14 protein-coding genes are annotated in these 14,992 nt (G+C 50.5%); all 14 read right to left on the bottom strand.

Annotated features, from left to right (window positions below; genetic code table 11):
* Window positions 1–130 precede the first annotated feature (130 nt).
* The 14 genes from sucC to RIG61_06080 all read right to left on the bottom strand — a co-directional run bounded on the left by sucC (window position 131) and on the right by RIG61_06080 (window position 14,988).
* Window positions 131–1,294 (bottom strand): ADP-forming succinate--CoA ligase subunit beta, encoded by a 1,164-nt coding sequence (gene sucC / locus RIG61_06015; GenBank protein ID MEQ9618710.1) that lies wholly within the window; start codon window positions 1,292–1,294, stop codon window positions 131–133.
* A 36-nt stretch (window positions 1,295–1,330) separates the two neighbouring features.
* A complete protein-coding gene (locus RIG61_06020; protein ID MEQ9618711.1) occupies window positions 1,331–2,065 on the bottom strand; it encodes a succinate dehydrogenase/fumarate reductase iron-sulfur subunit in 735 nt (244 codons plus the stop codon).
* Window positions 2,066–3,793 (bottom strand): succinate dehydrogenase flavoprotein subunit, encoded by a 1,728-nt coding sequence (locus RIG61_06025; protein ID MEQ9618712.1) that lies wholly within the window; start codon window positions 3,791–3,793, stop codon window positions 2,066–2,068.
* A complete protein-coding gene (locus RIG61_06030) occupies window positions 3,794–4,525 on the bottom strand; it encodes a succinate dehydrogenase (protein MEQ9618713.1) in 732 nt (243 codons plus the stop codon). It lies immediately after the preceding gene.
* 145 nt (window positions 4,526–4,670) lie between these two features.
* The gene (mdh, locus tag RIG61_06035; protein MEQ9618714.1) at window positions 4,671–5,612 is read right to left on the bottom strand and encodes a malate dehydrogenase; all 942 of its coding nucleotides are present in this window, start codon (window positions 5,610–5,612) and stop codon (window positions 4,671–4,673) included.
* Between the two features lie 85 nt (window positions 5,613–5,697).
* The gene (gene icd / locus RIG61_06040) at window positions 5,698–6,966 is read right to left on the bottom strand and encodes an isocitrate dehydrogenase (NADP(+)) (protein MEQ9618715.1); all 1,269 of its coding nucleotides are present in this window, start codon (window positions 6,964–6,966) and stop codon (window positions 5,698–5,700) included.
* Window positions 6,967–7,133: 167 nt separating this feature from the next.
* On the bottom strand, window positions 7,134–9,830 hold the full coding sequence (gene acnA / locus RIG61_06045) for an aconitate hydratase AcnA (protein MEQ9618716.1): 2,697 nt from the start codon (window positions 9,828–9,830) through the stop codon (window positions 7,134–7,136).
* A gap of 179 nt (window positions 9,831–10,009) precedes the next feature.
* A complete protein-coding gene (fabF, locus tag RIG61_06050) occupies window positions 10,010–11,242 on the bottom strand; it encodes a beta-ketoacyl-ACP synthase II (protein ID MEQ9618717.1) in 1,233 nt (410 codons plus the stop codon).
* A complete protein-coding gene (gene acpP, locus RIG61_06055) occupies window positions 11,242–11,487 on the bottom strand; it encodes an acyl carrier protein (protein ID MEQ9618718.1) in 246 nt (81 codons plus the stop codon). The genes fabF and acpP overlap by 1 nt, the downstream gene beginning before the upstream one ends.
* Window positions 11,488–11,507: 20 nt before the next feature.
* A complete protein-coding gene (gene fabG / locus RIG61_06060; GenBank protein MEQ9618719.1) occupies window positions 11,508–12,254 on the bottom strand; it encodes a 3-oxoacyl-[acyl-carrier-protein] reductase in 747 nt (248 codons plus the stop codon).
* Window positions 12,241–13,173, bottom strand: coding sequence for an ACP S-malonyltransferase (gene fabD / locus RIG61_06065; protein MEQ9618720.1), 933 nt, complete (start codon window positions 13,171–13,173; stop codon window positions 12,241–12,243). Before fabD ends, fabG begins: the two co-directional genes overlap by 14 nt.
* A gap of 32 nt (window positions 13,174–13,205) precedes the next feature.
* Window positions 13,206–13,397: a 50S ribosomal protein L32 gene (gene rpmF, locus RIG61_06070; protein ID MEQ9618721.1), complete on the bottom strand. Its 192-nt coding sequence runs from the start codon at window positions 13,395–13,397 to the stop codon at window positions 13,206–13,208.
* A gap of 22 nt (window positions 13,398–13,419) precedes the next feature.
* The gene (locus tag RIG61_06075) at window positions 13,420–13,932 is read right to left on the bottom strand and encodes a DUF177 domain-containing protein (GenBank protein MEQ9618722.1); all 513 of its coding nucleotides are present in this window, start codon (window positions 13,930–13,932) and stop codon (window positions 13,420–13,422) included.
* Between the two features lie 93 nt (window positions 13,933–14,025).
* Entirely contained in the window at window positions 14,026–14,988 is a 963-nt protein-coding gene (locus tag RIG61_06080) for a dipeptide ABC transporter ATP-binding protein (protein ID MEQ9618723.1), read from the bottom strand.
* Window positions 14,989–14,992 lie beyond the last annotated feature (4 nt).

Consider the following 14,992-nt stretch of genomic DNA (forward strand, 5'->3'; position numbering starts at 1 on the left):
AAATAGGTTAATCGTTTATTATCAGGTAGTTAGATATTAATAATTTATGTATTTTGTTCAGTTTCGGCGACCCCGTTGCTCAAAAGGGTTACCGGTTCAAAGTATTCGGAAAAAGGACCCGGGCGCTATTTCAGTCTTTAGAAGCTTCGACTACCCTTGCGGCAGCCTCTTTCATGTCGGCGCCTGTAATGATATTAAGTCCTGATTCCGACAGCATTTTTCTGCCGAGCTCGACATTTGTCCCCTCGAGTCTTACCACAAGCGGGACTTCAATCCCTACTTCCTTGGCGGCTGCGATGATACCTTCGGCGATGGTGTCGCACTTCATGATACCGCCGAAAATATTAACGAATATGGCTTTCACATTAGAGTCGCTCAGGATCATTTTAAAAGCCTGTGTGACCTGTTCCGTGGTTGCTCCGCCCCCTACATCCAGGAAATTGGCTGGCTCTCCGCCGTGGTGCTTGATTATATCCATAGTGGACATCGCAAGACCGGCTCCGTTCACGAGACACCCTATATTACCGTCGAGCTTTACGTAGCTTATTCCCCATTCCTTGGCCTCGAGCTCCGTCGGGTCTTCTTCGTCGGGGTCGTGGAGCTTTTCGATATCGGGATGCCTGAAAATCGCGTTGTCGTCAAAATTCATCTTGGCATCAAGCGCCATTATATCACCCGATTTCGTTAAAATAAGAGGATTTATCTCGGCAAGCGAGCAGTCCTTATCCGTAAAAAGCTCGTACAGGCCCGTTATAAACTTAACGGCTTTATTTACCGCCTTTCCTTCGAGACCCAGGAAATAAGCTATTTTCCTGCACTGAAAGGGTAGAAGCCCCACTCCGGGGTCCACGTATTCCTTGATTATTTTTTCAGGGTTTTCCGCGGCGACCTTTTCTATTTCCACCCCGCCCTCGGGACTGGCCATCACCACTATCCCCTCTTGCGCCCTGTCAATTACCATTCCCAGGTAGAATTCTTTCTCTATGCCGGAGGCCTCTTCAACCATTACCTTTCTTACCAGCTTCCCCTCGGGGCCCGTCTGATGGGTTACCAGATTCATACCCAATATTTCAGAGGCGAGCTGAACCACTTCGTCAAGCGTGCTCGCAAGCTTCACACCGCCCCCCTTTCCTCTTCCTCCGGCATGGATCTGTGCCTTTACGACAAATCTTTCTACACCAAGATCCTTTGCTATCTGATGGGCTTCCTCTGAATGAAACGCGACTTTTCCAAGCGGAACCGGTACTCCGTACTGGGATAGAAGCTCCTTTGCCTGATACTCATGAATATTCAATGTAAATCCTCCTTGAAGAGACGGGAATAATTGCTGTCAGTCAGCCGCTTTGAACTTGCTGAAGATCCACAGCAGGGGATCGAAATAAGTGTCCGCCACCCTTTCCTTAAGCGGAATAATCGCATTATCGGTAATATGTATATGCTCGGGGCAAACCTCGGTACAGCATTTGGTAATATTGCAGTAACCCACTCCGGCCTGTTCCCTTAGAAATTCTTTTCTGTCCTCCGTGTCAAGCGGATGCATTTCGAGCTCAGCTATTTTTATCAACATACGAGGACCGAAGAATTCATTCTTCTCATCGTGATTTCGGAGAATATGGCACACGTTCTGGCACAAGAAGCATTCGATGCATTTGCGGAATTCCTGGCTCCTTTCCACGTCCTCCTGATACATTATCCATTCGGTATCTTTTGCGGGCGTGAATGGCGGTATTTTCTTCCTGACCTCATAGTTCCAGGAAACGTCGGTTACAAGGTCCTTGATTATGGGGAACGTTTTTACCGGATAGACGGTTACCGGCTTATCGAGCGGCAGGCTGTCCATGCGGGTCTTGCACGTAAGCGCGGGCATGCCGTTCACTTCGGCGCTGCATGAGCCGCATTTTGCCGCTTTACAATTCCATCTTACCGCAAGGTCGCCGTCGTAGTTGGCCTGAATGAAATGAATGGCGTCCAAAACCACCATTCCCTCCTCCAGAGGCACCTCATACTCCATTTCCTCTCCGCCGTTCTTGTCACCCCGGTACACTCTCACTTTGGCAACTGACATTTATTTGTAACCTCCGTCTACTATCTTCTTAAGCTCCTCCGGCATTTGAGAAAGCGGAGATGTCCCGATTTTCATATCCCCGTTGTCTTTTGAAATTACCGAGTTTACCTTTCCCCATTTTTCGTTGTCGGCGTCGGGGAAATCGACTCTGCTGTGAGCGCCCCTGCTCTCTTCTCTCTGGTAAGCGCATTTGGCGAGCGCCTCGGAGACGATAAGCATTGAGTGTAAATCCTTGCAGAGGTGCCAGCCCGGGTTGAACATTCGCGAACCTTCTATTCTTAGCTGTGAAGCCCTCTCCTTAAGGACTCCGAGCTCCTCGATTCCCTCGTTGATTTTTTCCCTGGTTCTGAAGACACCGACATAAGAACCCATAATTTCCTGAAGCTCCTGATGCACCGTATAGGGATTCTCCCCTTCGGCGTTTTCAAAGGGCTGCAGCATCTCCTCGGTGGCCTTTTCAAGATCCACGTCGTCTATTTTTAATGTGTTGTCCCTAATCTCGTTAGCGTACTGCGCGGCCCCCAGGCCCGCCCTTCTTCCGAACACGAGCAAGTCCGAAAGGGAGTTGCCGCCGAGTCTGTTCGCTCCGTGCATACCTCCCGCCACTTCACCGGCCGCGAAGAGTCCGGGCACGGTGCTTCCCGTGGTGTCCGCATCAACGCGTACGCCTCCCATCACGTAATGGGTCGTGGGGAATACTTCCATCGGTTCCTTGGTGATGTCGATTTCGGCGAATTCCATAAACTGATGGTACATACTGGGTAGTTTCTTTTTGACGTACTCGCCCCCTCTGTGCGAGATGTCGAGAAACGCCCCGCCGTGGGGTGATCCTCTTCCTTCCTGGACTTCCGTGTAGATAGATCTCGCTACGATGTCCCTCGTGGACAGCTCCATCCGCTCGGGGTCGTATTTTTCCATAAACCTTTCACCTTCCCGGTTCCGCAGTATGCCTCCCTCGCCCCTTACGGCTTCGGTAACGAGAATCCCCTTTACGCTCGGCGGCCAGACCATGCCCGTCGGATGGAACTGTACGAATTCCATATCGATAAGCTCCGCCCCCGCCTCGTACGCGAGCGCATGCCCGTCGCCTGTATATTCCCAGGAGTTCGAGGTTACCTTGTATGCCTTTCCTATGCCTCCCGTGGCCAGGATGACGGCTTTAGCCTTGAAAAGTATGAATCTTCCGCTCTCGCGCCAGTAACCGAACGCGCCCGAAATCCTCTCCCCGTCTTTAAGCAAATGAGTAATTGTGCATTCCATATACACGTCCATTCCGGAGTGTATTCCCCTGTCTTGGAGGGTTCGGATCATTTCAAGCCCTGTTCTGTCTCCGACGTGGGCAAGCCTTTTCCAGGTGTGCCCTCCGAAGGCCCTCTGCATTATCTTTCCGTTTTTTGTCCTGTCGAAAAGCGCTCCCCAGTGTTCGAGCTCTTTTACACGTTCCGGGGCTTCCTGGGCGTGGAGCTGAGCCATGCGCCAGTTATTAAGCATTTTCCCTCCGTGCATGGTGTCGTGGAAGTGTGTTTTCCAGTCGTCCTTCTCGTCTACATTCGCAAGAGCAGCCGCTACTCCCCCTTCAGCCATAACTGTATGAGCCTTTCCCAGAAGCGACTTGCATACAAGCCCTACCGAGGCACCCTGAGCGGAGGCCTCTATTGCGGCCCTGAGCCCGGCCCCTCCCGCGCCGATTACGATCACGTCATGTGTATGTGTCTCATACTTCTCCATTTATATTAACCTCACGTCTGTTATAACGCCTCTGGCGAGCAGGAAAACGTACAGATCGGCGAGTGCTACGCCGAAAAGGCTTATCCATGCCCACATCATATGGTGCTCGTTAAAAGCGCTTGCTTTACCCCACAGCTTAAAGCGCGTGGGGCATTTGGAAAATACATTTAAATTCCCTCCGATAAGATGGCGGAAGGAATGGCATCCCATTGAATAGAAACTCAGGAGTATGGCGTTCGCCAAAAGAACCAGTGTGCCTACCCCCACCCCGAAGCCGTCTTCGAATTTAAACGCCTTGAAAGCGTCCACCCAGAGAAAAAAGAGAACTACAGTTGCAGCATAGAAAAAGTAACGGTGCAAGTTCTGAAGTATGAAGGGAAATCTCGTTTCCCCCTTGTAAGAGCCTTCTTTGGCCAGGGGGCGTACCGCGCAGCCGGGGGGTGAAAGGAAAAACGACCGGTAGTATGCTTTGCGGTAATAGTAGCAGGTGGCCCTGAAGCCGAGGGGGGCCCATAGAATCAATAGCGCGGGTGAGAAAGGCCACCACGAAGCGAGTATATAGGGCGAATAAAAAGGAGAAAGATAAGGTTCTACGAGGAAATCGGCATTTGCGACCGCGCGCCAGGTTGAATAAATACCGAATGCGCCCAGAACGACCGCTGTAATAAGGGGAGCTACCCACCACGTATCCCGCCTCAAAGTCATTGCACCCTGCGCGCTTCCGTTTGACATCTCAGTCCCTCCCTAACTCGTCTCGTTTTTTATTTATTATCAAGGGTTTTTTCTCAGCTTGCCGGGAAAATCGGTCTGTAATATTATATTAATACCCCGGGGGAGTCAAGCCGAACGGGACCCCGTCCGGGGATAGATTTATTTCTTAAATTTCACCTGTCTTTTCGATGTGCTCGCAGAGCTCCTTAACATGACTCGCGGATACATGAAGCTCTTCCCTTTCCTCCTCGGAAAGCTTGATTTCAAAAATTTCCTCGACTCCTTTACTTCCGAGCTTAACAGGGAGCCCCACAAAGATGTTGTCTATGCCGTACTCTCCCTTTGCGAGCACGCAGCAAGGGAGAATCTTCTTTTTGTCCTTGAGTATGGCCTCCACCATTTCGACTGCCGATACCGCCGGCGCATAGAAAGCGCTTCCAGTTTTGAGGAGCTGCACTATCTCGCCGCCCCCTCCGCGTGTCCTCTTGATTATGGCTTCGAGCCTGTCCTGGGGAATAAGCTCCGTAACGGGCACCCCGGCGACTGTCGTAAACCTCCCGAGCGGCACCATATCATCCCCGTGACCGCCAAGTACGAAGGCGTTTATATTCTCAACCGAGACCCCGAGCTCCATTCCTATGAATGCTCTGAATCTCGCGGAGTCGAGCACGCCCGCCATGCCCATCACCCTTTCCCTGGGAAAACCGCTTATCTTGTGCGCAACATAAACCATTGCGTCCAGAGGGTTGGTAACAAGAATCAGTATTGCGTTAGGCGATTTTTTCGCGACATTTTCGGTAACTTCCTTAACAATGCTGGTATTCTTGGCTATTAGGTCATCCCTGCTCATCCCGGGTTTTCTGGGGAGCCCCGAGGTAATTACGACGACGTCCGAGTTTTCCGTCTCTTCGTAACTGTTTGTGCCCGTTATGTTTACGTCGTATCCGTACACGGGATTCATCTCCATCATGTCCAGAGCCTTGCCCTGAGGCATACCCTCGACGATGTCAACCAGAACCACATCGCCCAGTTCCATCTGGGAAAGCATTAAAGCCGTTGACGCGCCTACGTTTCCCGCGCCTATTACTGAAATTTTTGATCTGCTCATTTGACTGCTCCTTAATGAATGTCTTTAGCTTAATTTTGAGGAAATAATATTTTATTCAGGCTATTATCTGTCGTATGAACGGAGTTCAAACCGTAACCCTGTCCATATTGGCCGCGATTGCCTCTCCGAATTCGGAACATTTAAGCAGCTTCGCGTTATCCAGCTGGCGTTCTAGGTCGTAAGTAACCGTTTTATCCAGAATCGTAATTTCCATGGCCTTGAGAATGAGATCGGAAACTTCGTCCCATCCCAGATATTCGAACATCATCACCCCTGAGAGTATTACAGAGCTGGGGTTCACCTTGTCCTGACCGGCGTACTTCGGGGCCGTTCCGTGCGTCGCCTCGAATAGAGCCAGATAGTCGCCGATATTCCCTCCGGGGGCCATTCCGAGGCCTCCTACCTGCGCGGCGCAGGCGTCCGACAGATAGTCGCCGTTGAGGTTGGATGTCGCTAATACCTGATACTCCCTGGTCCTCGTCAGAATCTGCTGAAGCATGTTGTCGGCTATCCTGTCGTTAATTACAACCTTCCCGTCGGGTCTTTTGCCTTTATAAACATCCCATAGCTCGTCTTCGGTAATCGAGTCGTTCGGGAATTCATCCTTGGCAAGCTCATATCCCCAATCCCTGAAAGCGCCCTCGGTGAACTTCATTATGTTCCCTTTGTGAACCAACGTAACGCTGTCTCTCTTTTTATCAGTAGCGTATTTGATAGCTTTTCTGACCAGTCTTTTAGTTCCGAACGGGCTTATAGGTTTTATCCCTATTCCGGAGCCTTCGCGTATATTCACGCCGTACTTCTCAACCAGATAGTCTCTGATTTCCTTAGCCTCTTTGGACCCGCTCTGCCATTCTATTCCGGAATACACGTCTTCGGTATTTTCCCTGAAGATAATCATGTCCATATCTTCCGGCCTTTTTATGGGGGACGGGGTGCCCTTTATATACTTCACCGGACGCACGCAAGCGTAGAGATCGAGTATCTGCCTGAGAGCGACGTTTAAACTCCTTATGCCTCCTCCTATAGGTGTAGTAAGAGGGCCTTTAATAGAGACTATATATTCTTTCAGGTCATCCAGCGTCTCATCCGGAAGCCATTCTCCGGTAAGCTCGAATGCTTTTTCTCCCGTCATTACCTCGCGCCAGATTATTTGCCTCCTGCCGCCGTAAGCCTTTTCAACTGCGGCATCGAATACAATCTGGGATGCCCGCCATATATCGGGCCCCGTACCGTCGCCTTCTATGAATGGAATGATAGGATTGTCGGGTACTATCAGACAGTCGTTATCTTTATCGATTTCAATTTTCTGACCCACACTGGGTTTTGCGGATGACATTGTTTGTACTCCCATTTAAAAAATTTGGACTGAAATATAAATAATAAAAACCGAAAATTCAAATAAACGCGGCTCCAGGCCTGAATATCGAATTAGTGTGTGAGACTTGGCCCTGACGCGGCGTTTTGCCGTGTCATGATGAATTCGGATTCTTTATCGGATGTAAGCCCGGGATATCGTCCTTATTTCATCATTTGTCGTAAAACCGTTTGCAATATCCCGCTGTTTTTATAATATTCGACTTCTACAGGACTGTCGAGACGGCATACGGCGTTAAAACTAAAATTATCCCCGTCTTCTCTCGTTACGGTGACAGGGATTTCCTTTCCGGGCCTGAGCCCTTCGGATATTCCGCCGATATCGTACTTTTCAAAACCGGTGAGTCCGTATGTTTCCTGGCTCTCCCCGTCTTTGAACTGAAGCGGCAGCACTCCCATACCTACAAGGTTGCTCCTGTGAATCCTCTCGTAGCTTTCGGCTATAACGGCCTTTACGCCGAGAAGTATCGTGCCTTTAGCCGCCCAGTCACGGGAGCTTCCTGTGCCGTACTCCTTGCCGCCAATGACGATGAGAGGAGTACCCTCGGACTGGTATTTCATCGATGCGTCGAATATCGACATTTCCTCATCAGTAGGAACGTATTTTGTTACCCCGCCCTCGACTCCGGGCACCATTTTATTCCTGATACGTATATTCGCGAAAGTGCCTCTTATCATAACCTCGTGGTTTCCTCTCCGGGAGCCGAAGCTGTTAAAGTCCCGCTGCGCGACGCCGCGGGAAATGAGGTACCTGCCCGCGGGGCCGTCTTTGGGAATCGAGCCTGCGGGCGAAATGTGATCGGTAGTGATGGAGTCGCCGAGAAGGGCAAGGACGCGCGCGCCTTTGATGTCCGATGTCTCGGGAAAATCGAGAGAGAAATCCGTAAAGAACGTCGGGTTTTGAATATACGTCGAGTTCTCGTCCCATTTATAGAGGTTCCCCTCAGGCGTTGAGAGCTCTTTCCATCTTTCGTCCCCGTCGAATACATGAGTGTACTGGGCTCTGAACATTTCGGGATTCAGAACGTTATTTACGGTATCGGTTATTTCCTTCTGGGCGGGCCATATATCTTTGAGATACACCTGCTCGCCGTCCGACCCGGTGCCTATGGGTTCATTGTATATATCGATATCCACTGTTCCCGCCAGAGCGAACGCTACCACGAGCGGGGGCGAAGCGAGATAGGAGAATTTAACATAGGGGTGAATGCGCCCCTCGAAATTCCTGTTTCCGCTCAATACTGCCGCGCATGTAAGATCGTTTTCTCTTATCGCTTTTTCGACCGGCTCCGGCAGAGGACCGCTGTTGCCTATACACGTGGTGCAGCCGTAACCCACAAGATCGAAGCCCAGCTTATCCAGGTAGGTCGTGAGCCCCGAGGCGTCGAGGTAATCGGTCACTACTTTTGAGCCGGGCGCGAGGCTGGTTTTCACAGTGGGCTTTACGGTCAGGCCCTTTTCAACCGCCTTTTTGGCCACAAGACCCGAACCCACCATGACGGAGGGATTTGAAGTGTTGGTGCAGCTCGTGATGGCTGCTATCACAACCGAGCCGTTTCCCAGCTGCTCCGAGTCTCCATTGAATTTTACATCCGTTTTTTTCTTTAAATTTTCCTCGCTTTCGTCGCCGGTTTTATGCTTGAGGTCTTTCTCGAAGGTCTGCTTCAGGTTTTTTAAAGACACCCTGTCCTGGGGACGACTGGGCCCGGCCATGGAGGGCTCAACGGTGGAAATATCGAGCTCCAGAGTATCGTTATATACCGGGTCCGGGGTTTCGTCCGTTCTGAACAACCCCTGCTCCTTCGTATAGGTTTCGACGAGTTCCACGAGTTTTCGGTCCCTTCCTGTAATTTTCAGGTAGCGCAGGTTTTCTTCGTCAACTGGGAAAAACCCCATGGTTGCGCCGTACTCCGGCGACATATTCGCTATTGTTGCCTTATCTGAAAGAGCAAGCTGGCTCAGGCCCGGGCCGTAAAATTCTACGAACTTGCCCACCACTCCCTTTTTCCTCAGCATTTCCGTTACGGTGAGCACAAGATCGGTGGCAGTTACCCCTTCGGCAAGCTGGCCGGACAGTTTGAACCCTATTACGTCCGGGACCAGCATATAGAGCGGCTGTCCCAGCATGCAGGCCTCGGCCTCGATCCCTCCGACTCCCCATCCAAGCACGCTCAGGGCGTTTATCATTGTCGTGTGTGAGTCGGTTCCTACCAGTGTGTCCGGGTACGCGACCGTTTCTCCGTCCACCTCGCGTGAGGCGACGACGCTCGCAAGGCATTCAAGATTAACCTGATGCACTATTCCCGTTCCCGGCGGGACTACTCTGAAATTATCGAAAGCCTTCTGCGCCCACCTTAAGAATGCGTATCTCTCTCCATTACGCTCGTACTCCCTTTCGACATTCAACTGGAAGGCTTTATCATTGGCGAAATAATCGACCTGGACGGAGTGATCTATAACAAGATCCACAGGCACTATCGGATTTATTTTCTCAGGGTCTCCTCCGAGACGGTTTACAACCGACCTCATCGCCGCAAGGTCGACCACGCAGGGGACGCCCGTGAAATCCTGAAGTATTACGCGGGCCGGGCAATAGGGAATTTCTTTAGCCTCTTTGTTTTCCGGATCCCATCCGGCAAGAGCCTTTACGTGCTCATCGTTGATCGTACTCCCGTCATAGTTTCTTATAACATTTTCCAGAAGGATCCTGATAGATACGGGGAGTCGGGAGATGTCCTTTCCGAGTGTGTCCCCTAGGGCCTTGAGCGAATAATATTTCACTTCACCCGAGCTTGTTTTAAGCGTAGAAATGGGATTGAGGCCGTTTTTTTGTTCACTCATTGTATTCTCCTTAGCTGGTAATTAATAGGAAAGTTACCATAAGCATTGTACAATTTTATGATAACAAATCAAGCCGGGGCAAGGATTTAATTATGTCTTCGCGGCTCTATCGTGAAAATACGGGCTATGGCGATATTTTCTGGCCCCTCGGGTCTGTTCAGGCGAGTTTATCTTTCAAATCAATCTAATTTTCTGAATATCAGGGAGGCGTTTGTCCCGCCGAAGCCGAAAGAGTTACTGAGCGCGGTTTTGATCGATTCCTTTCTGGCCTCGTTGGGGACATAGTCTAGGTCGCATTCGGGATCGGGATTGTCATAGTTTATCGTGGGCGGGAGAACCCCTTCGTCAAGGGCTTTGACCGTGAATGCAGCCTCGACTCCCCCCGCGGCGCCGAGGAGGTGTCCCGTCATTGATTTTGTCGAGCTTACGGGGATTTTATAAGCCCTGTCCTTGAAAACTTCCTTTATGGCATTAGTCTCGTTTGCGTCGTTAAGTGGAGTCGATGTCCCGTGAGCGTTAATGTAATCTATCTCGTCGGGATTTATGCCGCCCGCATTGAGCGCGGCCTTCATGCATCTCTCGGGGCCGTCAAGTGAGGGCGCCGTAATGTGGCTTGCGTCGCCGCTCATCCCGTAACCCGCTAATTCCGCATATATTCTCGCGCCCCGCTTTTTCGCGAACTCCATCTCCTCGAGTATGAGCATACCGGAGCCTTCTCCGATAATGAACCCGTCCCTTTCCCTGTCGAACGGGCGGGATGCCCTTTCCGGTTCGTCGTTTCTGGTAGACAGCGCCCTCATTGCGTTGAATCCCGCGAATGTCAGGGGTATGACAGGCGCCTCGGAGCCGCCCGCGAACATGATAAGCGCGTCTCCCTTTTGAATTGCCTGCGCTGCGTAACCTACGGCGTGCGCGCTCGCGGCGCAAGCGGTGGTGGTGCAGCAATTGGGGCCTTTTGCGTTGAAGAATATCGAAATATAACCAGCAGCCATGTTATTGATGATATTAGTGATGAAAAATGGCGATAGACGGCCGGGTCCCTTTTCCTCCATAGTGAGGACCGTATTTACATAGGTTTCCATTCCTCCGATGCCCGAGCCTACTATAGCGCCGGTCAGAGGGGAAAGCTCGTCTGTAATTTCGAGTCCCGCGTCTTGAAGGGCGAGCTTTGCGGAAGCTACGGCGTACTGAATAAAGGTGTCGGTCTTCCTCGCTTCTTTGGGATTCATAAAAAGCTCGGGATTAAAATCGTTAATTTCAGCCGCGAACTGCGTCTTGTGCTCCGAGGGGTCGAACTTTGTTGTCCTGTGCACTCCTCCGCGCCCTTCGCATATTGCGTCCCAGGTCTCTTTATTGCCTATCCCCAGAGGGGTTACAAGACCTATACCTGTAACCGCTACCCTTTTATTCATTACTTTTTACGCTCCATGATAAAGTTAACGGCGTCCTGTACCGTAATGATCGATTCAGCGTCTTCATCGGAAATCTCAAGTCCGAACTCGTCTTCCATAGACATAATTAACTCTACCAGATCGAGTGAATCCGCACCCAGGTCTTCTATAAAAGAAGATTCGGGTGTAATCTCATCCTCCGACTTGCCCAACTGACTCGCGACCATATCTTTTACTTTGCCTAGAATTTCCTTTTCCTGAGCCATTTTTACTACCTCCTTACGGTTTAAGTATATATTCCGCCGTTCACCCTGACCACCTCACCCGTTATATATGATGCTTCCTCGGAGGTCAGAAAAGCAACGACCCCTGCCACGTCCTCGGGTGAACCGAACCTGCCCAGCGGTATTTTTTCAATATATTGATTTCTTATTTCTTCCGGCAGATTGTTCGTAATATCAGTCTCTATAAAGCCGGGGCTTACCGCGTTTACCGTGATAGACCTGGGAGCCATTTCCCTCGCGGCTGCCTTGGTGAACCCGATAATACCCGCCTTCGAGGCCGCATAGTTCGTCTGTCCCGAATTGCCCATCTCTCCCACTACCGAGGTGATATTGACAATCCTGCCGTACCTCTGTTTGATCATAATGCGAGTTACTGCCTTGGTGCAGTTAAATACACCGTTGAGATTGGTGGTGATTACATTTTCCCAATCCTCGAATTTCATCCTCAAGAGTAGCGTGTCCTGCGTAATGCCCGCATTGTTGACAAGTATATGAAGTCCACCCTGCTCAGTGACAATTTTTTCCACCTCTTCCTGTACCGACTCAAAGTCGGAAACACTGAAACAGGCTATTTTGCCCTTTCCCCCGGCCTTTTCAATCTCCGACAGCACTTTTTTTGCCGCATCCTGGTTTTTCTGGTAATTAATAACCACAAAAGCGCCGTCTCCGGCAAGCCTGAGCGCGATTGATTTTCCTATTCCTCTCGAACCCCCCGTGATAAGCGCTACCTTTTGCTCAATTTCTCCCATTTTTCAATGACTCCAATTGTGCCGTATTTTCAAAATTGCCGACTGATACATCCGATAGCGTTCTTCTAATCAAACCCGTAAGGACATTCCTGGGGCCTATCTCTATAAACCTGCTTACCCCTTCCCTTCGGAGGCTCTCTACCGACTCGTACCATCTAACCGGGCTTGTTACCTGTTTAATAAGAAGGTCCGCCGTTCTAGAAGAGTCGTTGTTAATCGTCGCGTCACAATTAGTTACTATAGGCACGCTCATTTCACTAAACTCCACACCGTTCAGAACACCGGCCAGTTTATCGGCGGCGGGTTTCATGAGTGCGCAATGAAAGGGCGCACTCACGTCAAGCGGCACTACCCTCTTGGCACCTCTCGTTTTGGCCATTTCCGACGCCTCAATGACAGCTTCTTTATTGCCTGAGATAACGGTCTGTCCCGGCGCATTAAGATTGGCCGGGCTTGCCACGAGCGAGTTTCTTGATACATCGCTGCATATTTGCTCTATAATTTCTATTTCCAGTCCCAGTACCGCGGTCATTGCCCCTGCTCCGACCGGGACCGCTTCCTGCATGAACTCCCCTCTTTTTCTTACCGTATGCACGGCGTCTTTAAAAGTCATGGATCCGTTCGCGACAAGGGCGGAATATTCCCCCAGGCTGTGTCCCGCCACAAAATCGGGCGTTATGTCCAACTGGGAATTTAGCACCCTGAGAGAAACTGTGCTGACCGTTAGTATCGCAGGTTGCGCATTTGCCGTAAGAGAAAGCTCACCGGGACCGCCTTCAAAACAAAGCTTCGCCATGTTGACTCCGAGAACCTCGCTCGCCTCGTCGAAAGTATCTCTTGCGACACCGAACTCATCATAAAGCTCCTTGCCCATTCCCACATACTGGGAACCCTGACCGGGAAATACGAATGCAATCATTGAACTTTAATCCTTGAAAACTTGAGAATACCTTATGAAAGTTCTTCTTGCTGTTCCTTAATGAATGTTCTTCCCTTGTAAAACCCGCAGCCCGGGCATGCCCTGTGAGGCGGCTTATGCTCTCCGCAATTCTGGCAGACCGACAAACCGGGGGCACTCATCTTATAGTGGGTTCTTCTTTTTCTGGATCTGGATTTAGAGTGTTTTCTTTTTGGAAGTGCCATTTTTCATTCTCCCTCTAATTTTTCATATTTTCAATTTCTTAAGCGCTGCGAATCTCGGGTCTATCCATTCCTTGTCACAGCCGCACAGTTCTTGGTTAAGATTGATTCCGCAATTCGTGCATAGCCCCTTGCAATCATCACTGCATATTACCTTAACCGGAAGTGTAATGGCAATCTGCTCTCTCAAATAATTGCCGAGATCGACTTCATCGCCGCTGTAAGTCTCGTGATCCAAATCTTCCTCATCGCGAATTTTATCAGAAGGCGAGATGAGAAGCTTTATTTCCGGCATAAAATCCAGCCTGACCGCTTCAAGGCATCTGGAGCACGGGGCCTCGATGGAGAAACTGATCTTCCCGAGCACCGAAACTTCCCTGAGGACTCTCGTAACCTCTAAATCAATGTCAAAGTCCGATATGAGACGGGTATTTTCCGTTCCCGAGCAAAGCTCCGGTATATTATCGAGCCACCGGGGATCCATATGCGTTTCGATACGTAATCCCTCGTCCTTTATATCCGATACCCTTATTCTCATCGCCCCGGACTCTTGTCAAATAGCCGTCACAAAAATAACGGATTTTAATAATAATACAATATAAACCATTTTCAAGTATTTGGAATCGGGTCTTCACGCAAGGTGGCAGGAAACGAAATGCCCGCCTCCGACGTCCCGCAATTCCGGCTCTACCGACGAGCACTTCTCAACCGCTATGGGGCAGCGGGGGTGGAAGCTGCACCCCGGAGGTGGATTAATCGGGCTCGGGACGTCCCCCTTGAGCACGGTCATCTTCCTCTTTTTCTCGGGATCAGCGATAGGGACTGAGGAGATTAGTATTCGCGTGTAGGGGTGCAGGGGGTTCTTGTAGAGCTCCCTGCTCGCTGCGAACTCCACTATCTTCCCGAGATACATCACCGCAACCCTGTCGCTTATGTGCCTGACAACGCGCAGATCGTGAGATATAAAAAGGTAGGTAAGACTGAATTTCTCCTGTAGCTCTATAAAGAGGTTTATGATCTGGGCCTGAACCGATACATCGAGAGCGGAGATAGGCTCGTCGCACACGATAAAATCGGGATTCAGCGCGAGGGCTCTCGCGATCGCTATTCTTTGACGCTGTCCTCCGCTGAATTCATGCGGGTATCGGGAGAGCGCGTCCTCCCTGAGCCCTACCGTTCTCAGAAGCTCCCTGACCAGGGTCTTTCTCTCGTTTGCGGAGGATATGTTGTGGATTATAAGTCCCTCCGATACTATGCTTTCCACTTTCATCCTGGGGTTGAGGGAGCCGTATGGGTCCTGGAACACTATCTGCATCTTTTTTCTAAACGCCCTCATCCGAGAGGAGCTAAGGCGGGTTATGTTTTTTTCCTCGAAGAATATATCGCCTCCCGTAGGTTCAAGGAGCTTGATTATAGTCTTTCCGAGAGTCGTCTTGCCGCATCCGCTCTCGCCCACCAGCCCGACCGTCTCGCCTTTGGACACGGTCATGTCCACTCCGTCTACCGCCTTCACGAAATTCGAAACCCGCGACAGCACTCCCGACTTGACCGGAAAATATTTTTTTAGTCCTTTTATTTTTAGTAGTTCCTTCATAGAC

This window comes from Deltaproteobacteria bacterium (assembly GCA_040223695.1).
Classification (GTDB): domain Bacteria; phylum Desulfobacterota_D; class UBA1144; order Nemesobacterales; family UBA2774; genus JAVKFU01.